Source organism: Ideonella sp., from assembly GCF_036277275.1.
Classification (GTDB): Bacteria; Pseudomonadota; Gammaproteobacteria; order Burkholderiales; family Burkholderiaceae_C; genus Ideonella.
Map to the genome: position 1 here is coordinate 61218 of NZ_DASUNH010000027.1, position 24811 is coordinate 86028.

Genomic DNA, 24811 nt, shown 5'->3' on the forward strand with positions numbered 1-24811 from the left:
CCGCTGATGCTCGAGCTGATCCAGGACTATTGGGTCTACTTCCTGATCGGGCAGTATCCGAACGGCCCGCTCGGTGGCTTGGCGCTGACGTTGCTGCTGGCCTCACTCGGGCTGCTGCTGGCCTTCCCGATCGGTCTCGCGATGGCGTTGGCCCGCGTCAGCCCGTGGCGTGCGCTGCGTTGGCCGGCGATGGCGGTGATCTACGTCGTGCGCGGCACGCCGCTGCTGATGGTGGTGTTCTGGGCCTACTTCCTGATTCCGAGTCTCACCGGGGTGAAGACCAGCCAGTTCACGACCATGCTCGCGGCGCTGGTGGTATTCGATGGGGCCTACCTCGCCGAGATCATGCGTGCCGGCATCCAGGGGCTGCCGAAAGGGCAGATGGAGAGCGCGCGCTCCTGTGGCTTGAGCTGGCTGCAGGCGATGCGCTTCGTGGTCTTGCCGCAAGCATTGCGCCACATGCTGCCGTCGCTGATCAACCAGTTCGTCTCGACGATCAAGGAGACCTCGCTCGGGTACGTCGTCAGCCTGTCCGAGGTGTCCTTCATCGCATCGCAGATCAGTGCCCAGGTGCTGACCCGGCCAGCCGAGATCTACGGCCTGCTGGCGCTGACCTATTTCATTCTCTGCTTCGGGCTGTCGCGCTGGGCCTTCTGGCTCGAGCGCCGCCTGGCCCGGCGCGACCCGACCGTTCCCGCCGTGACACCGCCATGATCAAGTTCGAAGCCGTCAACAAGTGGTTCGGTGACTACCACGCGCTGGTGGATATCAACGAATCGGTCGCCAAGGGTGAGGTGGTCGTGGTCTGCGGGCCGTCGGGGTCCGGCAAGTCGACGTTGATCCGCACGTTGAACCGCCTGGAGCCGATCCAGTCCGGCCGCATCACGATCGATGGGCAAGACATCCATGCCCCAGGGTTGGACATCAACGAATTTCGCTCCCACATCGGCTTCGTCTTCCAGCAGTTCAACCTGTTCCCGCACCTCAGTGCACTGGGCAACTGCACGCTGGCGCCGGTCCAGATCCGTAAGCTGAAGCCCGCCGAAGCACGCGAACGCGCAATGGCGCTGCTGGACCGCGTGGGCTTGGCGCACAAGGCGAATGCGATGCCGTCGGAGCTGTCGGGTGGTCAGCAACAGCGTGTGGCCATTGCGCGTGCGCTAGCGATGCAACCGCCGCTGATGCTGTTCGACGAGCCGACCAGTGCGCTCGACCCCGAGATGGTCGGCGAGGTGCTGCTGGTGATGCGCGATCTGGCGCGAGATGGCATGACCATGGTCTGCGTGACCCACGAGATGGGCTTTGCGCGCGAGGTGGCCGACCATGTGTTGTTCATGGACGCCGGCCGCGTGCTCGAGCGTGCGACACCCGACGACTTCTTCAACCGGCCGCAGCACCCGCGGGCGAAGCAGTTCCTGGCGGACATCCGCTCGCCTTTTCACTGACTGCGCGCGCCACCGGGAATGACGACTCGAAGGCGGCTCGTGGGCTGCGCCTTGTTTCGGCCGCCATGATGCGGCGACGTCTATTCCAGGCCGGCGATATCCATCTCACCCCGGAATTCGATCTTGCCGCGCAGGCGGGCGCGCGGGTGAATGTCGATCAGCGCGTCGTAGACTGCGTCGCCCATCAGCGTGGCCGAGCCGGTGATCTCCAGCGTCTTGCGGGCGATCACGGTGCCGCGCACCTTGCCTTCGATCAGCACATGGTCGGCTTCGATCGTGCTGCCTTCGACAACGCCGGTGGCGCCGACATGGACCGTGCCGCCGGTTTCGAGCCGGATATCGCCCTTGAGCCAGCCGTCGACCTTCAAGCCGAGGTCGACCTTGGCGCTGAAAGTGCCTTCGAACAGGGCGCCTTCAGCGATCAGGCTGGTGATGCCGTTCAGCTGCTCGGCGGGCACCAGGCGGGCCGGTGCGCGGTGAGTGTCTTGGCCGTTCACGTCAAAGGTCTCCCGAGGTGGTGCTGGCGCCGGGCGCAGCGGAGGACGGCGATTGTGCCTGAGGGTTCGCGGCGGGCGCGAGCCGGTTCGCAATCGCTTGCAGATACGGTGGAAGCCTCGCCTGCCACTGCGGTGGCAAGGGGTGGTCCCGCAGCCAGAGCACCCACGCCAACTCGGCCAGCAACACCAGCGGCAAGGTGAACAGCAGCAGCTTGTAGAAGACCCAGATCACCCAACGGCGGCGCACGCGCTGGCGTGCCACTTGCGCATTGCGCACTGCCGAGCGCGCCAGCGCAGCACGGCGCAGTTCGTCACTGGTGGCGACCTGCGTTTGAGCGCTCGTGGCGACGTCTGTCTCAGGAATGACCGGACTTTGCGACATCGCCCTCGGGGCGCACGCGCTCCAGCTGGGCGTTGAGGTCGGCGCCGTTGACCTGAAGATGGGTGTAGCGGATGCGGCCCGACACGCTCGCGGTGTCGTGCAGCGAGACGCGGCCGCCGGCGGCATCGAGCGTGCCCACCGTCTGGCCGAGCACCGAGATGTTGCGGGCGCGGATGTCGCCCACCACGGTGCCGGTCTGGGTGATGGTCACGTGGCCGCTGCCGCTGCCTTGAAGCTCGATGTCGCCCTGGACCTCGCCCGACACGGTGAGCGAGCCATTGATGCGGGCCGAACCGATGAACGACAGACCCTGACCGAGTGTCGATACGTGCGCCCCCGTGCCCCCGGCTGCCAACGCCTGCGCGGTGGGCAGCAACGTCGGCAAGCGATGGGTTTCAGGCATGGCCTGACCCATCGGAACGTGGGGAACTACCGGTGCATCGGGGGCCTCGCGGGCCTCGGGGACCTCAGGGGCATCGGGTCGGGGCGACGGGGCGGTCGGGCTGCTGCTGTTGTCGTCGACCGGTTCGAGAGAGTCGTCGTTGTCCATGGGCAGGCGTCGCGTTGAAGGTGGAGCGCAGGGGCCCGCGGCCGCGGGCTCAGCCGCCGTGCAGTACCGGCAGCGACTGCGCGTTGCGCAAGGTCCTGAACGGCCCCTGGAGGACCGCCCCATCATACATGCGCAGTTTCGTGGCGATCAGTGTGCCGGTGCTGACGCCACTGCTGGCCACATAGGCGGTGCCCTGGACCTCGATCTCGGTCTGGTCGTCGACCTCGTCGTCAGTTTCGGTCGCCTCGCCCAGCTGACCCAGCAGGTAAAGATCACCCAACACACGGAAACGGCCGATCAGCCGCGCGTCGTGCCACACCACCAGCCGGCCGGCGATCTCGCCGACGCCTTGCAGCGTGCCCTGCAACAGCAGCCCACCCTTGAACAGGAAGTCGCCGGCCAGCACCGTGTCCGCGGCAATGCGGTTCACGATGTTCATCTTCACCGGGTCGATGACCAGCGTGTCCTGTGTCTTGTCCAGCAATCGATGGCCCTCGGCTTGGGGTAACGAACGATCAGTGCGCGAAGAAACGCTGGAAGACCCACCACAGCAGGGCCGACCACAGCGCCAGAATGCCCACCAGCGACCCCACCAGCAAGTGCCGCCGGGCGCGCGCCAGCGCCAGCGTCGACACCGGTTTGCCCAGGCCCGCGTCGCCCTGCAGCGGCGATACCAGCCCGCGCGCCGCATGGCCCAGCAACTCGGCGTGGCCTTCCAACAGATGCAGCTTCAGCCCGCGCGTGGGCTCGCGCCGTACGCCCACGCTGGGCCCCATCTCGATGACGAAGGGCTCGCCCACCACCTGCTCGGTGAAGTAGCGGTCGAGCGCGTCGCGGTCCTGCATGTTGATGAAATTATCCGTGATCGAACCCCCGTGAACGAGGGGCAACGAAAGCTCGGTGCTTGCGCGCCCCTCACCGGCGCTGCTAGGATGTGCCCACGCTTTTCGCGCACCCATGTAAACCTTTTCCGATGAAGCCCACCCTCGCCACCGTACGACGTTGCTCCGGTCACCGACCGGCAGCATTCGTTGCCATGGCGGGAGGCATCCCGCGCTAGCGGTCTCTCGGCTTGTCGCGCCCGTGTTGTGGGGCGCTCCGCCGGGTCTCCTCGGCGGAAGAATCGGAAAAACGGCCCTTCCTCTTTCGTCGCATTCCTCGTCACGGCCTGGCCTTTTTCCGGGCAGGCGTGATTCGTGGCCGAGAAAGAAGAAACGACCCATGAGGTCATTGATCCAAAAGCTGTTGAGCCGCCTGAAGCTTGCGCCCGACGACCTGTTGCGCGATGCCGTCTATCGACGTCTGTGGTCGTCGATCCTGATCAGCTCGCTTGGTGGGCAGGTCACGATGCTGGCCTTGCCGCTGACCGCGGTCATGCTGTTGCAGGCCACGCCAACGCAGATGGGCATGCTGACGGCGATGGAAATTGCGCCGTTCATCCTGTTCTCGCTGCCCGGTGGCGTGTGGCTGGACCGGGTGCGCAAGCTGCCGGTGTACATCGCCGGCGAAACGCTGCTCGCCTTCGCTGTGGCCAGCGTGCCGTTGGCCTGGTGGCTGGGCTGGCTCACGATGCCCTGGCTCTACGCCGTGGGCTTCTTCATCGGCACCGTGTTCACCGTTGCCGGCTCGGCTGCGCAGGTGGTGTTGACGCAGGTCGTCGCGCGCGATCGGCTGGTCGAGGCGCACGCGAAGAACTCGCTGGCGAGCTCGGGCGCCGAAGTGGCCGGCCCGGGCGTCGCGGGCGCGCTGATCCGCTTGCTTGGCGCGCCGGTGGCGCTGCTGGTCGACGCCTGTGCCTTGCTCGGCTCTGCGTTGATCCTGAGGGGTGTCCACGTCGAAGAAAATCGCGAGACGGCCGGGCGGAGGCGGGCGGCGTTCTGGGACGACCTGGTAGCGGGCCTGCGCTTCGTCATGCACCAGCGGCTGCTGGTCGCGCTGGCAACCTGCGTGGGTCTGCTGCAGATGTGCCACCACGCGGCGCTGGTCGTGCAGATCCTGTTCGCCACCCGCACGTTGGGCATGAGCGAGCAGGCCGTCGGCCTGAGCTATGTGGGCTTGGGGGTCGGCACGGTCGCCGCCAGCTTGCTGGGCGACCGGATCAGCCGCCGCCTTGGGCCGGGCCCGTGCCTGGTGCTGGGCTTCGCGATCACCGGCAGCGGTTGGGCGTTGCTGTCGATGGCGCCGGTCGGGCCGTGGGGCGTGGCGGCGTTTGTCGTCATGCTGGGCCTGTTCGGCTTCGGCGCAGTGCTGGTGTTCATCAACTTCCTGGCCCTGCGTCAGGCAGTGACCCCGGAGCCTTTGCTTGGTCGCATGACCAGCACGATGCGCTGGCTGACGCTGCTGCCGGCCGGCCCCGGCGCCTTGCTGGGCGGCTGGCTGGGCGAGCACATCGGGCTGCGCGCGGCGCTGGCGTTTTCGGGGATCACCGCGATGCTGCTGGCGATCGGTGCCTGGCAGTGGGCCACCATCCGTGGTGTGCGCAGCCTTCCGGAGGCCATCCGCGTGCGTGGCACCGAGGCGCTGGCCGAAGGCACGACCTGAAACGAAAGCAGCCGGCGATGGACTCGCCGGCTGCTTCCTTTCCGCGCTGCTACTGGGGCGCGAACGCGTCGACTGCGTCCGTGATGATCCCGTCGATGCCCATGGCCAGCAACTGCTGCGCCGGCGCCGGGTCGTTGACGGTATAGACCAGCGCCCGCAGCCCGCAGCCGTGCAGGTGCTGAACCAGCGCTGCGTCCATCAGGTGGTAGTTGGTGATGGCGGCAACGCAGCCCAGCTGCTGGGCCACGGCCACCCAGTTCGGCCAGTGGGTGTCGACCAGCAGCGCTCGGGCCAGGCCCGGCGCCGTCTGGCGCGCGCCGTCCAAGGCTTCGGGCCGGAACGACGACAGCAACGGCGGCATCAAATCACCGGCCCAAAGCCGCTCGACTTCTGCGGCCACGAGGCGGCCGGTGCGCTCCTCGTCGCCCTTGGTCGGCTTGATCTCAAGATCAAGCCAATAGCGATTGCGGCGCAAGAAGGTGGCCAGCGCCTGCAGGCTGATCGGCGGCTCCCCGGCGTATGCGCGGCTGTGCCAGCCGCCAGCGTCCAGTCGCGACAGCTCGCTCCACGGGCGATCGGCCGCGCGTCCGCGAGCGTTGGTCGTGCGGTCCAGCGTGCCGTCGTGCAGCAGGAACGGCACGTCGTCGGCCGCTAGCTTCACGTCGCATTCGAAGGCGCGGTAGCCATACGAAGCGCCGAGCCGGAACGCGGCCAACGTGTTTTCGGGCGCCAGCTTGCCCGCGCCGCGGTGCGCGATCCAGCGCGGGAAGGGCCACTCGGGCAGGGCCGACGGCGTGGGCGAAGCCGCAACGGCGGGAGCAACCATGCCTTCAGCCTGCAAGACGTTTGCCGGTGCCGCTGTCGAACCAGTGCAGGTGTTCAGGCGTCGCGGCCATCATCAACTGCTCACCGACCCGGGGCGGCGTCTCGGTGCTGGCCATGCGCAGCGTGAAGGCAGCACCACCCAACTTGCCGTGAACCAGGCGCTCGGCACCCAGCATCTCGACCAATTCCACCTGCAGCGGCCAGCCGCCTTGTGCGTGAGGCTCGGCGTGTTCCGGCCGCAGGCCCATCGTCACCAGGCCGTTGCGCGGCGCGCTGGGCGGCAGTGGCAGCAGCGTGTCACCGAGCTTGAAACCATCCGCGGTGGCTTCGCCCGCCAGCAGATTCATCGGGGGCGAGCCGATGAAGCTGGCGACGAAGGTGGTGGCCGGCCGCGCGTAGACCTCTTCGGGCGTGCCGATCTGTTCCATCACGCCGGCGTTCATCACGATCATGCGCTGTGCCAGCGTCATCGCTTCGACCTGGTCGTGAGTGACGAACAGCGAGGTGACCTTCAGCTCGGCGTGCAGCTTCTGGATCTCCAGCCGGGTCTGCGCGCGCAGCTTGGCGTCGAGGTTGGACAGCGGCTCGTCGAACAGGAAGACCTGCGGCTGCCGCACGATCGCGCGGCCCATCGCGACCCGCTGGCGCTGGCCGCCGGACAGCTGCCGCGGCTTGCGTTCCAGCAGGTGCGTCAGCTCGAGGATGCGGGCGGCCTTCTTGACGCGCTCGTCGATCTCGGCCTTCGGTCGCTTGGCGATCTTCAGCCCGTAGGCCATGTTGTCGTACACGCTCATGTGAGGGTACAGCGCGTAGTTCTGGAACACCATTGCGATGTCGCGTTCGGCCGGCTCCAGCTCGTTCACGACGCGCGGCCCGATTGCGATCTCGCCGCCGGTGATCTCTTCGAGGCCGGCCACCATGCGCAGCAGCGTGCTCTTGCCGCAGCCGGAAGGGCCGACGATGACGATGAATTCGCCGTCGGCGATTTCGGCGTTGACGCCGTGGATCACCTTGTTGGTGCCGGCGCCGTGGCCATAGTGTTTTTCAACCTGCCTGAGGGAAATGCTTGCCATGCTATTTCTCGGAATCGACCAGGCCCTTGACGAACCATTTCTGCATCAGGATCACGACGAAGGCCGGCGGCAGCATCGCGAGGATGGCGGTGGCCATCACGACGTTCCACTCGACATACACCTCGCCGAAGATGGCGCGTTTGATGCCCAGCACCACCGGGTACATGTCCTCGCTGGTGGTCACCAGCAGCGGCCAGAGGTACTGGTTCCAGCCGTAGATGAACTGGATCACGAACAGCGCAGCAATCGATGTGCGCGACATCGGCACCAGCACGTCCTTGAAGAACCGCATCGGGCCGGCGCCGTCGATGCGCGCGGCTTCGACCAGCTCGTCCGGCACCGTGAGGAAGAACTGGCGAAACAAGAACGTGGCCGTGGCGGACGCGATCAGCGGCACCGTCAGGCCCGCATAGGTGTTCAGCATGCCGAGGTCCGACACCACCGCGTAGGTCGGCGAGATGCGGACCTCCACCGGCAGCATCAGCGTGACGAAGATCATCCAGAACACCAGGCCGCGGAACGGGAAGCGAAAGTAGACGATCGCAAACGCCGACAGCAGCGAGATCGCAATCTTGCCCACTGCAATGATCAGTGCGCTGACCAGGCTGACCCACAGCATCGGTGCAACCGGTGCGATCGTCGCGCCGCCGCTGGTCTTGCCGCCGAACAGCGCCAGCCGGTAGGTCTCGATGAAGTTGCTACCCGGCCGCAGCGACAGCGGGTGGCTGCTGGAGATCTGTTCGGCCGTCTGCGTGGAGCCGACGAAGGCGATGTAGACGGGGAAGACGACGATCAGCACACCGAGTATCAACACGATGTGCGACAGCAATGTGAGACCGGGCCGGCGCTCAATCATGTGAATCCTCAGAATGCGCGGTGCCGCCCCAGCCAAGTGGCGTGCGGCCGGTCCTCTGGACCGGCGCGGCCTGCAAGGCGCTGACCGGAAGGGAGCGTGGGGGCATCAATACTGCACGCGCTTCTCGACGAAGCGGAATTGCACGACCGTCAGCGCGACGACGATCAGCATCAGCACCACCGACTGCGCGGCCGAGCCGCCCATGTCCAGCGCCTTGAAGCCGTCGTAGTAGACCTTGTAGACGAGGATCGCAGTGTCCTTGCCCGGGCCGCCATGGGTGGCCGCGTCGACGATCGCGAAGGTGTCGAAGAAGGCGTAGACGATGTTGATCACCAGCAGGAAGAAGGTGGTCGGAGACAGCAGCGGGAAGACGATGGTCCAGAAACGCTGCCACGGCGTGGCGCCGTCGATCGTCGCGGCCTCGACCAGCGACGGCGGGATCGATTGCAACCCGGCGAGGAAGAACAGGAAGTTGTAGGAGATCTGCTTCCACACCGCCGCCATCACGATCAGCGCCATGGCATGGGTCGGGTTCAGCAAGTGGTCCCACTGGATGCCCACGGTCTGCAGCGCATAGGCCAGCACGCCATACGGCGAAGCGAACATCATCAGCCACAGCACGCCGGCCACCACCGGCGCGACCGCGTACGGCCAGATCAGCAGGGTCTTGTAGACCATCGCACCGCGGACCACCCGATTGGCCATCACGGCCAGCAGCAGGGCGATGGCCAGGCCGCTCGCGGCCACCAACAGCGAGAACACCGCGGTGGTCTTGAACGAATCGAGGTAGCTGCTGTCGTTCCACAGGCGCTCGAAGTTCTCGGCCCCGACGAATTCGACCGAGGTGCCGAAAGCGTCTTGCTGCAGCACGCTCTGGTACAGCGCCTGCGCGGCGGGCCAGAAGAAGAACACCAGCACGACCGCCATTTGCGGGGCGATCAGCAGCCAGGGCAGCCAGCGGGAACGGAAACGGACGCGTTTTTCCATCGGCGGTCTTCAGCGCGGATGGGCATGAGCGCCCACCCGGTCCGGCGAACTCACGGCCTGGCCGATTTCTCGAAGCGCTCCAGCTGCTCGTTGCCGCGCTTGATCGCGGCGTCGATGGCTTCCTTCGGCGTCTTCTTGCCGGACCAGACGCCTTCCATCTCCTCATCGACGATGGTCCGGATCTGCACGAAGTTGCCCAGGCGCACGCCGCGCGACTTGTCGGTGGTCTTGCGGATCATCTGGGTCACCGAGACATCGGTGCCTGGGTTCTCCTTGTAGAAGCCCGACTTGTCGGTGAGCTCGAACGAGGCCTTGGTGACAGGCAGGTAGCCGGTGCGCTGGTGGCTCTTGGCCGCCACTTCGGGCTGCGACAGGTAGCTGAAGAACGCGGCCACCGCCTTGTATTCAGCCGGCTTCTTGCCGGACATCGCCCACAGGCTCGCGCCGCCGATGACGGTGTTCTGTGGCGCGCCGGTCACATCGGGGTAGTAGGGCAGGGTGCCGATGCCGGCGGCGAACTTGGCGTTGCGCTTGATGTTGCCATACAGCGCCGACGAGCCGGTCATCATCGCGCACTCGCCGGAAACGAAGACCGCATCCGCCGCGTTGCCGCGGCCCTTGTAGATGAACAGACCCTGCTTGGCCATGTTGGCCAGGTTTTCGATGTGGCGCAGGTGCAGCGGCGTGTTGAACGCCAGCCGCGTGTCCAGGCCGCCAAAGCCGTTGTTCTTGGTCGCGAACAGGGTGTTGTGCCAGGCCGAGAAGGTTTCCAGCTGCGTCCAGCTGATCCAGCTGGTCGTGAACGGGCACTTGTGGCCGCCGGCCTTGAGCTTGGCGGCGGCCAGGGCGACCTCGGGCCAGGTGGTGGGCGGCTTGTCCGGATCCAGCCCGGCGGCCTTGAAGGCATCCTTGTTGTAGTGGAAGACCGGCGTCGAGCTGTTGAACGGGAAGCTCAGCATCTGGCCGTTCGGCGCGGTGTAGTAGCCGGCCACGGCCGGCACGTAGGCGTCCTGGTCGAACTTCTGGTCGCCTTCCTTCATCACCTCGGCCACCGGCTTGATCGCACCCTTGCTGGCCATCATGGTGGCGGTGCCGACCTCGAACACCTGCAGGATGTGCGGCGCGTTGCCGGCGCGGTAGGCCGCGATGGCCGCCGTCATCGACTCATCGTAAGAGCCCTTGAAGGTCGGCGTGACCTTGTAGTCCTTCTGGCTGGCGTTGAAATCCTTGGCCAGGTCGTTGACCCACTCCCCCAGCGCGCCGCCCATCGAGTGCCACCACTGAACTTCGACCTGGGCCTGGGCAGAGCCGGCAGTGGCGAGCAGGGCCGAAGCAAGGGTGGCGGCAAGCAATGGACGCATGGAGTCTCCAAAGTGGTGAAGGGGCAGGCCGGCAGTGTGGCCGGCCCATGTGACAGTCCGGTTTCTGTCACAAGCCCATGCACCGTGGCAAGAGGGCAAGCCCTCGCGTGGTGCGCGGCGGACGCCGACGCGCTGGGCATGGCAGGCCCGACAAGCCGGGCAACTGCCACCGCCCCGCCGCGCCGCTGCCCTTGCGGATCCTGGGGATTGGTGGCCCTGCGGTAACATCCCTGCTGCGTCACACCCTGGCGCTCCCGCGTGTGATCACCATTCTCGGCGGGATGGCCTCCCCCAAGGCCTGACCGCCGGCTCGCCCCAGGCCGATGAACGCTCCTATCCCCGTGAACCTGCAGGCGACTGCCCTGCAGACGACCGACGCCGACGCGCCCCGTCTGCGCGAGATTCCGTACAACTACACGTCGTTGTCCGATCGCGAGATCGTGCAGCGGTTGCTGGGTGAGCGCGCCTGGGCGATCCTCGACCGGCTGCGCGAAGAGCGCCGTACCGGGCGCTCGGCCCGCATGCTGTACGAAGTGCTGGGCGACATCTGGGTCGTGCAGCGCAACCCGTACCTCGAAGACGACCTGCTGGACAATCCGAAGCGGCGGGGCTTGCTGATTGCCGCATTGCAGCACCGGCTGGCCGAGGTCGAGAAGCGGCGCACGCCGGCCGACGACGCCCAGCGCGATGCTCATGTCGGCGAGTTGCTGGCGGCGGCCCGCGATGCGGTGGAGCGTTTTGCCAGGCGCTTTTCCGAGGTGTGGGACCTGCGCCAGCGCACGCGCAAGGTGCTGGGCAAGCACACGGCGAAGGACAACATCAAGTTCGACGGCCTGTCGCGCGTGTCGCACGTGACCGACGCGACCGACTGGCGCGTCGAGTACCCGTTCGTTGTGTTGACGCCCGATACCGAGGCCGAGATGGCCGGCTTGGTCAAGGCCTGCATCGAGCTCGACCTGACGATCATCCCGCGCGGCGGCGGCACCGGCTACACCGGCGGTGCCGTGCCGCTGACGTGGAAGAGCGCGGTCATCAACACCGAGAAGCTCGAAGCGATGACCGAGGTCGAGCTGGTCGCCTTGCCGGGCGTCGAGAAGCCCGTGCCGACCATCTGGACCGAGGCCGGTGTGGTCACCCAGCGTGTGGCCGACGCGGCTGAGCGTGGCGGCCATGTGTTCGCGGTCGATCCGACCTCGGCCGAGGCCAGTTGCGTCGGCGGCAACGTCGCGATGAACGCGGGTGGCAAGAAGGCGGTGCTGTGGGGGACCGCGCTCGACAACCTGGCCAGCTGGCGGATGGTGACGCCGCAAGCGACCTGGCTCGAGGTGGTGCGGCTGAACCACAACCTGGGCAAGATCCACGATGTCGAGGTGGCGAGCTTCGAGTTGCGCCACTTCGATGCCTCGGGCAAGAAGCTCGAGCGCACCGAGCGGCTGGACATTCCGGGCCGTGTCTTCCGCAAGGAAGGGCTGGGCAAGGACGTCACGGACAAGTTTCTCGCCGGCCTGCCAGGCATCCAGAAAGAGGGCTGCGATGGGCTGATCACCTCGGCCCGCTGGGTCGTGCACCGCATGCCCGCGCACACCCGCACCGTCTGCCTCGAGTTCTTCGGCAACCCGAAGGACTGCGTGCCGTCGATCGTCGAAATCAAGGACTTCATGTTCGACGAGATGAAGCGCCCGGGCGGCGCCATCCTCGCCGGGTTGGAGCACCTGGACGATCGTTATCTGAAGGCGGTGGGCTACGCAACCAAGAGCAAGCGCGCCGGCCTGCCGAAGATGGTGCTGGTGGGCGACATCGTCGGCGACGATGCCGATGCGGTCGCGCGGGCCACCAGCGAGGTGATCCGCCTGGCCAACGGCCGCTCGGGCGAAGGCTTCGTGGCTGTCTCCCCCGATGCGCGCAAGAAATTCTGGCTCGATCGCAAGCGCACCGCGGCGATCAGCAAGCACACCAACGCCTTCAAGGTCAACGAAGATGTCGTGATCCCGCTCGAGCGCATGGGCGAATACACGCTGGGCATCGAGCGCATCAACATCGAGCTGAGCCTGCGCAACAAGCTGGCGCTGGTCGACCGGCTGGAAGATTTCTTCCTGCACGGCAAGCTGCCCTTGGGCAAGACCGACGATGCCGGCGAGATCCCCAGCGCCGAGTTGCTGGAAGACCGGGTGCAGCAATCGTTGGCGCTGCTGCGCGAGGTGCGTGCACTGTGGCTGGGTTGGCTGCAGGGGCTGGACGTGGTGCAAGCCGACATCCAGCGCAGTTTCTTCGACCAGATCCAGGACGGTTCGTTGCGCGCTTCGTGGAAGCGGCAGATCCTGAAGCCGTTCCAGTCGCTGTTCGCCGGTGCGGCCTTTACGCCGTTGCTCGAAGAGTGCAAGCGTATCCACCAGGAGGTGCTGAAGGGCCGCGTCTGGGTGGCACTGCACATGCACGCCGGCGACGGCAATGTGCACACCAACATCCCCGTCAACTCCGACAACTACGAGATGCTGCAGACCGCGCACGAGGCGGTCGCGCGCATCATGGTGCTGGCCCGTTCGCTCGACGGCGTGATCTCCGGCGAACACGGTATCGGCATCACCAAGCTCGAGTTCCTGACCGACGACGAGCTGGCCAACTTCACCGCCTACAAGCAGCGCGTGGACCCCGAAGGTCGCTTCAACAAGGGCAAGCTGCTGCGCGGGGAAGCCTTGCAGCGCCTGGGCGACGACGTGCATGCGGCCGATCTGTCGCGCGCCTACACGCCCAGCTTCGGGCTGATGGGGCACGAGTCGCTGATCATGCAGCAGAGCGACATCGGCGAGATCGCGAACTCGGTCAAGGACTGCCTGCGCTGCGGCAAGTGCAAACCGGTCTGCGCCACGCACGTGCCGCGCGCCAACCTGCTGTACAGCCCGCGCAACAAGATCCTCGCGACTTCGCTGCTGGTCGAGGCCTTCCTCTACGAAGAGCAGACGCGCCGCGGCGTGTCGATCAAGCACTGGGAAGAGTTCGAGGACGTGGCCGATCATTGCACGGTCTGCCACAAGTGCTTGTCACCCTGTCCGGTGAAGATCGACTTCGGCGACGTGTCGATGAACATGCGCAACCTGCTGCGCAAGATGGGGCAGAAGACCTTCCGCCCCGGCAATGCGGCGGCGATGTTCATGCTCAACGCGACCAACCCGCAGACCATCAAGTTCGCCCGCACGGCGATGGTGGGCGTGGGCATGAAGGCCCAGCGCATCGCGCACGATGTGCTGAAGCTCGCCGCCCGCAAGCAGACCAGCGCACCGCCGGCCACGGTGGGCAACGCGCCGATCAAAGAGCAGGTCATCCACTTCATCAACAAGAAGATGCCGGGCGGCCTGCCGAAGAAGACGGCGCGGGCCCTGCTGGACATCGAGGACAAGCACTACGTCCCGATCATCCGCGACCCGGCATCGACGACGGCCGAGACCGAAGCGGTCTTCTACTTCCCCGGCTGCGGCTCGGAGCGTTTGTTCAGCCAGGTCGGCCTGGCGACCCAGGCGATGCTGTGGCAGGCCGGAGTGCAGACGGTGCTGCCGCCGGGTTACTTGTGCTGCGGCTACCCGCAGCGCGGCTCGGGCCAGTTCGACAAGGCCGAGAAGATCATCACCGACAACCGGGTGCTGTTCCACCGCGTGGCCAACACGCTGAACTACCTGGACATCAAGACGGTGGTCGTGTCCTGCGGCACTTGCTACGACCAGCTGCAGGGCTACAAGTTCGAAGAGATCTTCCCCGGCTGTCGCATCATCGACATCCACGAGTTCCTGCTCGAAAAGGGCATCACGCTGCCTGGCGGCGGCACCTACCTCTACCACGACCCCTGCCACAGCCCGATGAAGCTGCAGGAGCCGATGAAGACGGTCAAGGCGCTGATGGGCGATGGCGTGGTCAAGAGCGAACGCTGTTGCGGCGAGTCCGGCACGCTGGGCGTCAGCCGGCCGGACATCGCGACCCAGGTGCGCTTTCGCAAGGAAGAAGAGCTGCGCAAGACCGAAGCGCAGCTGCGCGGCTCCGGCGCGGTGGGTCCGAAGGACGACCTGAAGATCCTCACGTCCTGCCCGAGCTGCCTGCAGGGCCTGTCGCGCTATGGTGACGACCTGCAGAACGGCCTGCTCGAAGCCGACTACATCGTCGTCGAGATGGCGCGCAAGATCCTGGGCGAAGACTGGATGGAGCGCTATGTCGAGCGCGCCAACGCCGGCGGCATCGAGCGGGTACTGGTCTGATGGCGGCGGTCGCAGGGTGCGAGCTGTGCGCCGCCGGCGCTTCGGCCGCTTGGGCCGAAGTCGCTGCCGATGCGCGGCTGCGCGTGGTGCGGGTGCTGGATGCACCGGAGTTTCCAGCCTTTTACCGCGTGATCTGGCGCGACCACGTGGCCGAACTGAGTGACCTGTCGGACGATGACCTGGCCCACTGCCTGGGGGTGGTGGTGTCGGTGGAGCGCGTGTTGCGCGATGAACTGGCGCCGACCAAGATCAACCTGGCAGCGCTCGGCAACATGGTGCCGCACCTGCACTGGCACGTGATTGCCCGCTTTGATTGGGACAGCCACTTTCCGCAGCCGATCTGGGGCGCGCGCCAGCGCGAGCCGTCGCCGCCTGCGGGCGTGCGCTTGCGCCAGCCGCTGAACAAGCTTGACGAGTTGATCCGGCACTCGGTGGCAACCATGACGCGGGGCTTGGGTAGCATCGGGGGGTAGCGCGCGTTCGCGCTGCGGCCTCTTTCTCTTGCCTGCACCCGCCATGATCCGCGTTGCCACTGCCTTGCTTCTTGCCCTGACCCTGGTTGCCTGCGGGGGCTCGGACGGGTCGACCGACCTCGGTGACAACGCGGATATTTCGGTCAACAGCAGCGGAACAGCCGAGGTTCATGCCGGCGAGAGCATGAGCTTCGTTGTCACGGTGGCCAACGAAGGGCCGGCGGAGGCGACCGACGTGGCGCTGACGCACCACCTCAGCGGCCCGGCCACATTCGGCAGCATCACCTGCGTATCGACCGGCGGGGCCTCCTGCCCAGCCGCGCTGGGCCAGTCGATGACGGTGGACAGTTTGCCGGCGGGTGGCGGCCTGGTGTTCCGTATTGGTGTATCGAGCGCGGCCGACCAGATCGGGTCGGTGACCAGCTCGATGACAGCCGTGGCGGCCGCTGACGAGAACCATGCCAACGACACCGGCGAGTCGACGACCACCGTGCTGGATCTGCGCAATGGCACCTACACGGCGTACGGCAGCAACGGCAGGCAATACGCGCTGACGCTCGATTTCAACCGGATGACCTACCGGATGGCGGGCCTGCAGATGGACAAGTCGGGCAACTTCATGCGAGACGCCGATGGCCTCAGCTACGTGTTTGAAGGCACCGCACGCTTTCGCATGGCGCAAGACCTGGTCGTCGGCGGCTTCAATTTCGATCTGAAGGACAGCGGCCACGTCTACGACCATGGTGTGCGGCCCTTTGTCGGCGCCCGCGTCTTCAACACCGATTTGCCCGGGTTGGCCGGAAAGAGCTTCAATGTCCTGGGTGTGAACCTGCGTCGCAACGACGTGCCGGAGTCCGCCGCCGTGCCGTCGACCTTCGGCGACGGCGTGCTGCGCAGCTGCCGGGCGCCGTTGCCGATCCGGGTTGACCAGTGCCCGGCCGACTTCCTGTACACCTACACCTTGACCGTGCGAGGCACCGAAATCACCGGCGTGGATCGGGACCATGGAGACCTCATCAACTTCCGCATGGCCCAATCCGGCGACTTGCTGGTCCTGTTGCGTGCCGAGGACGCCGCCGATTCGACCAGCCGCAATTTCCGCGTCGGCCTGGCTGACACCGTCGGGCTGGCCGGTGGCAGTTTCGCCACCAGCAACACCGACAGCGCCTGGGGCACGACGACGCTGACCGATGCGCGCTACGCCTTCACCGGCACGCTCACCGACGGCAGCGCCGTCAGCGATGCGGCCGACCTGGTGCCGCTGAGCGATGCCGGTCCGACCGGCTTGCGCCGCGGCAACCGGACCAGCGATGCCGCCCCGATCTACCTGGGCCAGAACGACGCGCTGATGCTGATGGTGGGCGCTGCCGACGGATTGGCCGAGGGCGTCATGGACATTGGCCTGCGCTGAGCACAGGCTGTCGAGCACGATGACCACCGCTGCACACCAACCCCAACCCACCGGTCTCACCGTTCACCAAAGCTCTCGAGTCCTCGAGATCACTTTTGACGATGGGCGCACGTTCCGCATCCCGTTCGAGCTGATGCGGGTCTTTTCGCCGTCTGCCGAGGTCCAGGGCCACGGGCCCGGCCAGGAAGTGCTGCAGACCGGGAAGCGCAACGTAGGGATCGACGCGATCGAGCCGGTTGGCCACTATGCGGTCCAGCCCCATTTTTCCGATGGGCACGACACAGGCATCTTCACCTGGGAGTTGCTGTACCGTCTGGGGGCAGAGGAAGCCGACTACTGGGCGCGCTACGAGCAAAGACTCAAAGAGGCCGGGGTGGAACGCGATTTGCCGATGCCCGCCAAGGGCGGCGGAACATGCGGTCACCACTGACCTGAACAGGAATGCCAGCATCCGGGCTGGAGGGAACAGATGTCTCAAACCCATTTCGGTTACCAACGCGTCGACGAGGGCGAGAAAGCCCAGCGCGTCAAAGGCGTGTTCGATTCGGTCGCGTCGAAATACGACGTGATGAACGACCTGATGTCCATGGGCATGCACCGCGCATGGAAGGCCTACACCGTGGCGGTGGCCAACCTGCGCGAAGGCGACAGGGTGCTGGACATCGCGGGCGGCACCGGCGATCTGGCCAAAGCCTTTGCACGGCAGGTCGGGCCCAGCGGCCAGGTGGTCCACACCGACATCAACGAGGCCATGTTGCGCACCGGGCGCGACCGGCTGCTCGACGATGGGCTGGCGCTGCCCACCTCGATTTGTGACGCCGAGCAACTGCCGTTTCGCAACGGCAGCTTCGATCTCGTCAGCGTCGCCTTCGGCCTGCGCAACATGACCCACAAGGAGCAGGCGCTGGCGGAAATGGCACGGGTGCTGCGCGAAGGCGGCCGGCTGTTGGTGCTCGAGTTCTCCAAGGTCGCCGCGCCGCTGCAGAAGCCGTACGACTGGTACTCGTTCAAGGTGCTGCCGAAACTGGGCCAGTGGGTGGCCGGCGATGCGGACAGCTACCGTTACCTGGCCGAGTCGATCCGCATGCACCCGGACCAGGCGACCCTGAAATCGATGATGAAGACCGCCGGCTTCGGCCATGTGGACGTGCACAACTTGACCGGCGGCGTGGTGGCCCTGCACGTCGGCATCAAGTGTTGACGCCGCGCCGCGGCCGGCAGCAAGCCACCTTCGGCGGGTGGCAGGCGTTGGGCTTGATGTCTGCCTTTGCACCCAGCGAGCTGACCGGCGTGCCGAGTTTCGTCGAACCGGTGTTGGCGGTGTGGATGATGATCTGGCAAAACGCCCGCCAGGCCTACCCCTCGATGAGCCCGCTGTCGCTGCTGCGTCGCGTGCGCTTCGCCTGGCAGGCCTGGACGCACCGCCGCGAATGGCGTGCGCTGCGCCACGTGCCGCCGCAGTCCCAACTGGGCAAGGTCATGCAGGCGCGCAAGAACATGGTCCACATCCTGGCGTGGCCTTACCTTCACCGCGCGTGGTCGATCCGTCATCGCGTCGAGACCGTGGTCTCGCACTACCGCCACATTGAACGTCAGCCGTGGTTGCAGGTGCCCATCGGCACGCGGGAGCTGCTGGCCACGATCGGCGCGGCCGAAGAGGGCTTGTCGCTGCAACTGGACCAACCCGATTGGATGGCGCAGGAGGGTGAACTCACGCTGAGCCTGTTCGAAGGCAACATGCGGCTGTACTCGGTCGCGTTCTCGATCGGTCGCCGCAAAGGCCAGCCGACGATGTACCTCGGCGCCATCCAGGGCCGCTCGACCGAAGGCATCAGCGAGCGCTACGCCGAGCTGACCAAGCGCCTGCACGGATGCCGCCCGCGCGATCTGGTGCTGCTGGCCACGCTGTTCCTGGCCGAGGCAATGGGCATCGAGCGTGTCCATGCGATCAGTGATTTCTACCGTCATCATCGCCATGCGCGGATATTCGCGCGCTACGACAAGAACATCCCGACCGCCGACTACGACGAGATCTGGCGCGATCGTGGTGGTGTCGAAACGGTCGACGGTTTCTTCGCGATCGAGACGGCCTTCAACCCTCGTCCGCTGGACAGCATTCCTGCCAAGAAGCGCGCGATGTATCGCCGCCGCTACGACATGTTGACCCAGCTGCGCCAGCGCATTCAAGCGGTGGCAGCGGCCAATCGGCCTCCTGCACAATTGCAGAGCGAACCGGCACTTTGACCTGCGGCCGGGCGCTGCCCGACCCATGACCACTGTTCTGTTGACCGGCGCGACCGGTTACATCGGCTCGCATACCTGGCTCGCTTTGCAGGCTGCGGGCTTCGCCGTCGTCGGCCTGGACGATTTCTCAAACAGTTCGCCCGAGGTGCTCAAGCGCTTGCACGAACTGGGCGGGGCCGCACCGGTGTTCGAGCGCGCCAGCGTCGCTGACGCCGCCGCCATGGAGGCGATCTTCAACCGCCACCGCATCGATGCGGTGGTGCACTTCGCCGCGTTCAAGGCGGTGGGCGAATCCGGCGAGCAGCCGCTGGCCTACTACGCCAACAACCTGGGCGGCCTGGTGACCACCTGCGAAGCGATGCGCCGGCATGGCGTGAAGACGATGGTCTTCAGCTCCAGCGCCACCGTCTACGGCGCCCCGCAATACCTGCCGTACGACGAGGCCCACCCGTTGTCGGCCATCAACGTCTACGGTCGCACCAAGCTCTATGGCGAGCAGATCCTGCGCGACCTCGAGGCGTCCGACCCGGCCTGGAAGATCGCGTGGCTGCGCTACTTCAACCCGGTCGGCGCGCACGAAAGCGGCCGCATCGGCGAAGACCCGCGGGGGGTGCCGAACAATCTGATGCCCTACGTGACCCAGGTCGCGGTGGGTCGGCGCGAGTTTCTGCAGGTGTTCGGTGGCGACTACGACACGGTCGACGGCACCGGCGTGCGCGACTACCTGCACGTGGTCGATCTGGCCGAAGGGCATGTCGCTGCGCTTCGCTACCTGCTCGATCAGCGTCAGTCGTTGACGGTGAACCTGGGTGCCGGGCGCGGCCACAGCGTGCTCGAACTGGTGCGCGCGTTCGAGCGCGCCAGCGGTCGCACCGTGCCTTACCGCATCGTCGATCGCCGGCCTGGCGACCTGGCCGGTTTCTGGGCCGATGCGACCCTGGCGCGCGAGAAGCTCGGCTGGCAGACCCGTCGTGATCTGGACACGATGTGCGCCGACAGCTGGCGCTGGCAGCAGGCCAATCCGAGCGGATTCGGCTGCTGACAGCCCACGCCGAGCGAGCCGCTGCCGCTGGTGCCGGCCGCAAGGCGCTGGCTGGATCAAGAGGCCCGGAGCAGCCTTTCGTTTCCTGGGTGGCGAGCCATGGACCGGCTCCTACAATCCGCTTCATGGCAAACCCTGTGACGGAGCTGCTGCTGCCCGCGGCGACCGACCGCTTCATCCTGCTGGCCAACCACGTGCTGCAAAGCGCGCCGGCGGCCACTGAGCGGCTGAAGACCCACGCCGGCCGCGTGCTGCGCATCGAGGTCGACAACTGGCGTGTGCCGTTGCCGCCGCCCCCGCCGCTGGCCTTGCGCATCACGCCGGCCGGCCTGTTCGAAGCAGCCGTCGTGGTCGGCGGCGCTGAACCCGAGGTAGACCTGCGTCTGCGGGTCGACGCCGCCCACCCGATGGACGCTGCCCGCCGCGTTGCCAGCGGCGAACTGCCGCCGCTGCAGATCGAAGGCGACGTGGCGCTGGCGTCGGACATGAACTGGGTCGTCGCCAACGTGCGCTGGGACATCGCGGCCGACATCGAGCGTGTCTTCGGCCCGCTGGTGGCCGGTGGCCTGGCCCAGGTGGGCGACAAGCTGGCGGCGACCGCGCGCACCTTGGCCCAGGGCGCAGCCAGCGTCTGGCGCAAGCCTTAGGGCTCGGCGGCCGCATGCGCTTCGTCCTGCGGCTGGTCCGCATCGTCTTCACGCTGCTGCGCTACGGCATCGACGAGCTGGCGCTGTCGGGCTTTCGCCAGCGCCGCATCCGTGCGCTGACCGGCGTGCTGACGCTGGGCCGCAGCTTCAGCCTGCCGCGGGGCGTGCGCCTGCGGATGGCGCTGGAGCACCTGGGCCCGATCTTCATCAAGTTCGGCCAGGTGCTGTCGACCCGGCGCGACCTGTTGCCGCTGGACGTGGCCGACGAACTGGCCAAGTTGCAGGACCGGGTGCCGCCGTTCCCGGCCGACCAGGCGCGGGCGATCATCGAGGCCGAGCTGCGCCGCCCGCTGGACACGGTGTTCGCGTTGTTCGACGACGTGCCGGTGGCCAGCGCTTCGGTGGCGCAGGTGCACTTCGCCACCTTGCTCGATGGCCGCGAGGTGGCCGTCAAGGTGCTGCGTCCCGGCATGTTGGCGGTGATCGACGACGACCTGGCGATCCTGCACATGCTGGCGCGCTGGGTCGAGCGCATCTCGGCCGATGGCCGGCGCCTGCGCCCGCGCGAGGTGGTGTCCGAATTCGACGTCTACCTGCACGATGAGCTCGACCTGGTGCGCGAGGCCGCCAACGCGGCGCAGCTGCGGCGCAACATGGCCGACCTGCCGCTGATCCTGGTGCCCGAGATGCACTGGGACCTGTGCACCCGCAACGTCTGCGTGATGGAGCGGATGAAGGGCCTGCCGGTCAGCCAGGTGGGCCGCTTGCGCGAGGCCGGCGTCGACATCAAGAAGCTGGCCCGCGACGGCGTCACGATCTTCTTCACCCAGGTGTTTCGCGACGGCTTCTTCCATGCCGACATGCACCCGGGCAACATCCAGGTCAGCGTCGCGCCGGCCACCTTCGGCCGCTACATCGCGCTGGACTTCGGCATCATCGGCACGCTGACCGACGCCGACAAGGAATACCTGGCGCAGAACTTCATCGCCTTCTTCCGCCGCGACTACAAGCGTGTGGCCCAGTTGCATGTCGAATCGGGCTGGGTGCCGCCGAACACCCGCATCGACGCGCTCGAGGGCGCGATTCGCGCGGTCTGCGAACCGCAGTTCGACCGGCCGTTGAAGGAGATTTCGCTCGGCCAGGTATTGATGCGCTTGTTCCAGACCTCGCGGCGCTTCAATGTCGAGATCCAGCCACAACTGGTGCTGCTGCAAAAGACGCTGCTGAACGTCGAGGGCCTCGGCCGCCAGCTTGATCCCGACCTGGATCTGTGGACGACGGCCAAGCCGTTCCTGGAACGCTGGATGGACGAGCAGATCGGGCCACGGGCGCTGTGGCGCCGCCTCCAGGACGAAGCGCCGCACTACGCCAAGCTGCTGCCCGAGCTGCCCCGCCTGCTGCACGATGCACTGTCGCATCGCGTCGCCGAGCGGCCGGACGAGCAGACCGCCGTGCTGACCGAGCTGCTACGTGAGCAGCGCCGCACCAACCGCTTGCTGGGTGGCCTGACCTGGGGCTTGCTGGGCTTCCTGGTCGGTGCGGTGGTCGCGCGCATCGTGCTGGTCAACCGGGGCTTCTGAGCACGGCGGCCGGTGTTGCCGGCCCGATAATGCCCGGCGCTGTGCAGCTGTTTATTGCTTCGAGCCCATGAACACCATCCTGATCACCTTTGTCGTGCTGTACCTGGCTGGCACCTTGGCGCTGGGCGTCTGGGCCGGCACGCGGATCAAGAACACCAGTGACTTCGCCATCGCCGGCCGAAGGTTGCCGCTGATCATGGTCGTCACAACCACCTTCGCCACCTGGTTCGGCGCCGAAACGGTGATGGGCATTCCGGCCAAGTTCGTGCAGAGCGGGCTGGGTGCGGTCGTCGAAGACCCGTTCGGCGCCGGCATGTGCCTGGTGCTGGTGGGCGCCTTCTTCGCTGCCAAGCTGTACCGCCAGAACCTGCTGACCATCGGCGACTTCTACCGCCAGCGCTACGGCAAGGGGATCGAGGTCTTCTGTTCCTCGGCCATCATCCTCAGCTACCTGGGCTGGGTGGCGGCGCAGATCACCGCGCTCGGGCTGGTGTTCTCGGTGCTGACCAACGGCGCGATGAGCGAGACCGCCGGCATGATCGTCGGCACGCTGGCGGTGTTGGTCTACGTCGTGATCGGTGGCTTCCTCGCCGTCGCCTGGACCGACTTCATCCAGATGATCGTGCTGGTGATCGGCCTGTCGATCATCGCGATCTTCGCCAGCGACCTGGCCGGCGGCTCCGACCAGGTGCTGGCGATGGCCAGCAATGCCGACCTGTTCAAGTTCCTGCCGCCACCGACCTTCACCGACATCGCGATGTTCGTCGGCGCCGCGTTGACGATGATGCTGGGCAGCATCCCTCAGCAGGACGTATTCCAGCGCGTGATGTCGGCCAAGGACGAAAAGGCCGCTCGCCGGGGCGCGATGATCGGCGGCGTCAGCTACATCCTGTTCGCCTTCGTACCGATGTTCATCGTCGCCAGCGCGGTGGTGGTGATGGGCGACAGTGCGCTGGACATGGCGCAGAACGACTACCAGCGCCTGCTGCCAACCTTTGTGCTGACGAAGATGCCGCTGATCATGCAGATCCTGTTCTTCGGCGCGCTGCTGTCGGCGATCAAGAGCACCTCGTCGGCCACGCTGCTGGCGCCGTCGACCAGCTTCGTCGAAAACATCCTGAAGAACCTGCGCCCGGGCATGAAGGACCGCGAACAGCTGCTCGCAATGCGGGTGACGATCGTCATCTTCGCCGGCCTGGTGTTGTTGTACGCGATCGCGATGAAGGGCACGCCGATCTACGACTTGGTGTCGGCCGCCTACCAGGTCACCCTGGTCGGGGCCTTCGTGCCGCTGGTGATGGGCCTGTACTGGAAGCGTGCCAGCACCCAGGGAGCGATCCTGTCGCTGGTGCTGGGCATCGGCACCTGGCTGGTGTTCTTCCCGCAGGTGTCCACGTTGGGCGAGCACTTCCCCGGCCAGTTGGCGGGGCTGCTGGCGGCGCTGGTGGGCATGGTTGCCGGCTCGCTCGCACCCCAGGTGTTGAAGAGCCGGCACGAACAAGCTCAGACCCACGTCGCTTGAAAAATACACGGCCACGCTCTACATGAGGCGGTGCGCCGGGCGGGTGCCAGGAGGCACCCGCTTATAATTTCCTGTTTTGAATCAAGGGTTTGGTCATGCCTATTTACGCTTATCGCTGCGCGGCCTGCGGCCATTCGCGTGATGTGCTGCAAAAGTTGTCCGACTCGCCGCTGACGCAATGCCCGGCCTGCGGGGCCGAGCAATTCGCCAAGCAAATCACCGCCGCCGGCTTCCAGCTCAAGGGCTCGGGCTGGTACGCGACCGACTTCCGCAACAACAGCAGCGGCAGCGCTGCGGCCCCGGCCGCCAAGACCGACAGCCCCGCCGCCGGCGGCGATAGCGCGCCGGCGGCCGCCGCGAGCGCCAGCCCGGCCGCGGCCACGGGCGGCGGCACCCCCTGCGGCGGCTCCTGCGCCTGCCACTGAGTCGCCGGCCACGCCCGTCACGCCCCGGACCATCGCTTGAAAAAATACCTCATCGCCGGCCTGCTGACCTGGATGCCCCTGGCCATCACCATCTGGGTGTTGCTGTGGGTCCAGGGGCTGCTGGACGGCATGTTCAAGGGATTTCTGCGGCTCGCCCAGGCCGTGCTGCCGGTGGGCGCCGCCGAGACACTGCAGGCGCTGGGCCAATGGCCGGGCCTGGGTGTGGTGGTGATGGTGGCCCTGATGTTCATCACCGGCGTCTTCGTCACCAACCTGTTCGGTCAGTGGTGGCTGAAGCAGTGGGATGCGCTGATGAACCGCATTCCCATCGTCCGGTCGATCTACAGCTCGGTCAAGCAGGTCTCCGACACGCTCTTCTCCAGCAACGGCAACGCCTTTCGCGAAGCGGTGCTGGTGCAGTACCCGCATGCCGGCTCGTGGACGATCGCCTTCGTCACCGGCAAGCCCGGCGGCGAAGTGGCCGACAAGCTGCAGACCGAGCACGTCAGCCTGTACGTGCCGACGACCCCGAATCCGACCTCGGGCTTCTTCCTGATGATGCCGCGCTCGGCTGTCCACGCGCTGGACATGAGCGTCGACGAGGCCTTGAAATACATCATCTCGATGGGCGTGGTGGTGCCGCCATTGCACGCCACCCCGGCAGGCATCCTCCTGCCGGAGGGGGCCGACCCCAATCGGGCGGGCTGAG

General features: G+C 66.5%; 25 protein-coding genes. 15 read left to right on the forward strand and 10 right to left on the reverse strand.

The window, feature by feature from the left end; all coding sequences use genetic code 11:
- Positions 1-6: 6 nt before the first annotated feature.
- Together VFY73_RS06305 and VFY73_RS06310 are read left to right on the forward strand one after the other, a co-directional pair.
- Positions 7-714 carry an amino acid ABC transporter permease gene (locus VFY73_RS06305; RefSeq protein WP_329717072.1) on the forward strand — a complete coding sequence of 236 codons (708 nt, stop codon included), beginning with the start codon at positions 7-9 and terminating at the stop codon, positions 712-714.
- Positions 711-1445: an amino acid ABC transporter ATP-binding protein gene (locus VFY73_RS06310; protein ID WP_329717073.1), complete on the forward strand. Its 735-nt coding sequence runs from the start codon at positions 711-713 to the stop codon at positions 1443-1445. Before VFY73_RS06305 ends, VFY73_RS06310 begins: the two co-directional genes overlap by 4 nt.
- An 80-nt stretch (positions 1446-1525) precedes the next feature.
- Here VFY73_RS06310 and VFY73_RS06315 read toward each other — a convergent pair whose 3' ends face one another.
- From VFY73_RS06315 to VFY73_RS06335, 5 genes are read right to left on the reverse strand one after another with little or no spacing between them, the layout of a single operon-like run.
- Positions 1526-1942, reverse strand: coding sequence for a polymer-forming cytoskeletal protein (locus VFY73_RS06315; RefSeq protein WP_329717074.1), 417 nt, complete (start codon positions 1940-1942; stop codon positions 1526-1528).
- Between the two features lies 1 nt (position 1943).
- On the reverse strand, positions 1944-2324 hold the full coding sequence (locus VFY73_RS06320; protein ID WP_329717075.1) for a hypothetical protein: 381 nt from the start codon (positions 2322-2324) through the stop codon (positions 1944-1946).
- On the reverse strand, positions 2299-2874 hold the full coding sequence (locus tag VFY73_RS06325) for a polymer-forming cytoskeletal protein (protein ID WP_329717076.1): 576 nt from the start codon (positions 2872-2874) through the stop codon (positions 2299-2301). Before VFY73_RS06325 ends, VFY73_RS06320 begins: the two co-directional genes overlap by 26 nt.
- A gap of 49 nt (positions 2875-2923) precedes the next feature.
- Positions 2924-3358 (reverse strand): polymer-forming cytoskeletal protein, encoded by a 435-nt coding sequence (locus tag VFY73_RS06330; RefSeq protein WP_329717077.1) that lies wholly within the window; start codon positions 3356-3358, stop codon positions 2924-2926.
- A gap of 31 nt (positions 3359-3389) precedes the next feature.
- Positions 3390-3719, reverse strand: a complete 330-nt coding sequence (locus VFY73_RS06335; protein ID WP_329717078.1) for a hypothetical protein — start codon at positions 3717-3719, stop codon at positions 3390-3392.
- A gap of 376 nt (positions 3720-4095) precedes the next feature.
- Here VFY73_RS06335 and VFY73_RS06340 point away from each other — a divergent pair, with 376 nt between their 5' ends.
- Positions 4096-5415 (forward strand): MFS transporter, encoded by a 1320-nt coding sequence (locus VFY73_RS06340; protein ID WP_329717079.1) that lies wholly within the window; start codon positions 4096-4098, stop codon positions 5413-5415.
- A 49-nt stretch (positions 5416-5464) separates the two neighbouring features.
- Here VFY73_RS06340 and ugpQ read toward each other — a convergent pair whose 3' ends face one another.
- The 5 genes from ugpQ to ugpB all read right to left on the reverse strand — a co-directional run bounded on the left by ugpQ (position 5465) and on the right by ugpB (position 10517).
- Positions 5465-6241, reverse strand: coding sequence for a glycerophosphodiester phosphodiesterase (gene ugpQ / locus VFY73_RS06345; RefSeq protein ID WP_329717080.1), 777 nt, complete (start codon positions 6239-6241; stop codon positions 5465-5467).
- Positions 6242-6245: 4 nt separating this feature from the next.
- Entirely contained in the window at positions 6246-7313 is a 1068-nt protein-coding gene (locus VFY73_RS06350) for a sn-glycerol-3-phosphate import ATP-binding protein UgpC (protein WP_329717081.1), read from the reverse strand.
- 1 nt (position 7314) lies between these two features.
- Positions 7315-8169, reverse strand: a complete 855-nt coding sequence (gene ugpE, locus VFY73_RS06355; RefSeq protein ID WP_329717082.1) for a sn-glycerol-3-phosphate ABC transporter permease UgpE — start codon at positions 8167-8169, stop codon at positions 7315-7317.
- A gap of 105 nt (positions 8170-8274) precedes the next feature.
- Positions 8275-9156, reverse strand: coding sequence for a sn-glycerol-3-phosphate ABC transporter permease UgpA (gene ugpA / locus VFY73_RS06360; RefSeq protein ID WP_329717083.1), 882 nt, complete (start codon positions 9154-9156; stop codon positions 8275-8277).
- A 50-nt stretch (positions 9157-9206) separates the two neighbouring features.
- Positions 9207-10517: a sn-glycerol-3-phosphate ABC transporter substrate-binding protein UgpB gene (gene ugpB / locus VFY73_RS06365; RefSeq protein WP_329717084.1), complete on the reverse strand. Its 1311-nt coding sequence runs from the start codon at positions 10515-10517 to the stop codon at positions 9207-9209.
- A gap of 323 nt (positions 10518-10840) precedes the next feature.
- On the opposite strand from ugpB, the gene VFY73_RS06370 reads away from it, so the two are divergent.
- The 12 genes from VFY73_RS06370 to VFY73_RS06425 all read left to right on the forward strand — a co-directional run bounded on the left by VFY73_RS06370 (position 10841) and on the right by VFY73_RS06425 (position 24810).
- Positions 10841-14758, forward strand: a complete 3918-nt coding sequence (locus tag VFY73_RS06370) for an FAD/FMN-binding oxidoreductase (protein WP_329717085.1) — start codon at positions 10841-10843, stop codon at positions 14756-14758.
- Positions 14758-15231 carry an HIT family protein gene (locus VFY73_RS06375; RefSeq protein WP_329717086.1) on the forward strand — a complete coding sequence of 158 codons (474 nt, stop codon included), beginning with the start codon at positions 14758-14760 and terminating at the stop codon, positions 15229-15231. The genes VFY73_RS06370 and VFY73_RS06375 overlap by 1 nt, the downstream gene beginning before the upstream one ends.
- A gap of 43 nt (positions 15232-15274) precedes the next feature.
- Positions 15275-16642, forward strand: a complete 1368-nt coding sequence (locus VFY73_RS06380; protein ID WP_329717087.1) for a hypothetical protein — start codon at positions 15275-15277, stop codon at positions 16640-16642.
- Between the two features lie 19 nt (positions 16643-16661).
- Positions 16662-17072, forward strand: a complete 411-nt coding sequence (locus tag VFY73_RS06385; RefSeq protein WP_329717088.1) for a DUF971 domain-containing protein — start codon at positions 16662-16664, stop codon at positions 17070-17072.
- A gap of 39 nt (positions 17073-17111) precedes the next feature.
- On the forward strand, positions 17112-17843 hold the full coding sequence (gene ubiE / locus VFY73_RS06390) for a bifunctional demethylmenaquinone methyltransferase/2-methoxy-6-polyprenyl-1,4-benzoquinol methylase UbiE (protein WP_329717089.1): 732 nt from the start codon (positions 17112-17114) through the stop codon (positions 17841-17843).
- 56 nt (positions 17844-17899) lie between these two features.
- Complete coding sequence (locus VFY73_RS06395; protein WP_329717090.1) at positions 17900-18886, forward strand: VirK/YbjX family protein; 987 nt, start codon at positions 17900-17902, stop codon at positions 18884-18886.
- A gap of 25 nt (positions 18887-18911) precedes the next feature.
- Positions 18912-19928, forward strand: coding sequence for a UDP-glucose 4-epimerase GalE (galE, locus tag VFY73_RS06400; protein WP_329717091.1), 1017 nt, complete (start codon positions 18912-18914; stop codon positions 19926-19928).
- Between the two features lie 125 nt (positions 19929-20053).
- A complete protein-coding gene (locus VFY73_RS06405) occupies positions 20054-20575 on the forward strand; it encodes a hypothetical protein (RefSeq protein ID WP_329717092.1) in 522 nt (173 codons plus the stop codon).
- A gap of 14 nt (positions 20576-20589) precedes the next feature.
- Entirely contained in the window at positions 20590-22155 is a 1566-nt protein-coding gene (ubiB, locus tag VFY73_RS06410; RefSeq protein WP_329717093.1) for a ubiquinone biosynthesis regulatory protein kinase UbiB, read from the forward strand.
- Between the two features lie 67 nt (positions 22156-22222).
- Positions 22223-23677, forward strand: a complete 1455-nt coding sequence (locus tag VFY73_RS06415; RefSeq protein ID WP_329717094.1) for a sodium:solute symporter family protein — start codon at positions 22223-22225, stop codon at positions 23675-23677.
- 95 nt (positions 23678-23772) lie between these two features.
- Positions 23773-24102 carry an FmdB family zinc ribbon protein gene (locus VFY73_RS06420; RefSeq protein WP_329717095.1) on the forward strand — a complete coding sequence of 110 codons (330 nt, stop codon included), beginning with the start codon at positions 23773-23775 and terminating at the stop codon, positions 24100-24102.
- 36 nt (positions 24103-24138) lie between these two features.
- Entirely contained in the window at positions 24139-24810 is a 672-nt protein-coding gene (locus tag VFY73_RS06425) for a DUF502 domain-containing protein (RefSeq protein ID WP_329717096.1), read from the forward strand.
- Position 24811 lies beyond the last annotated feature (1 nt).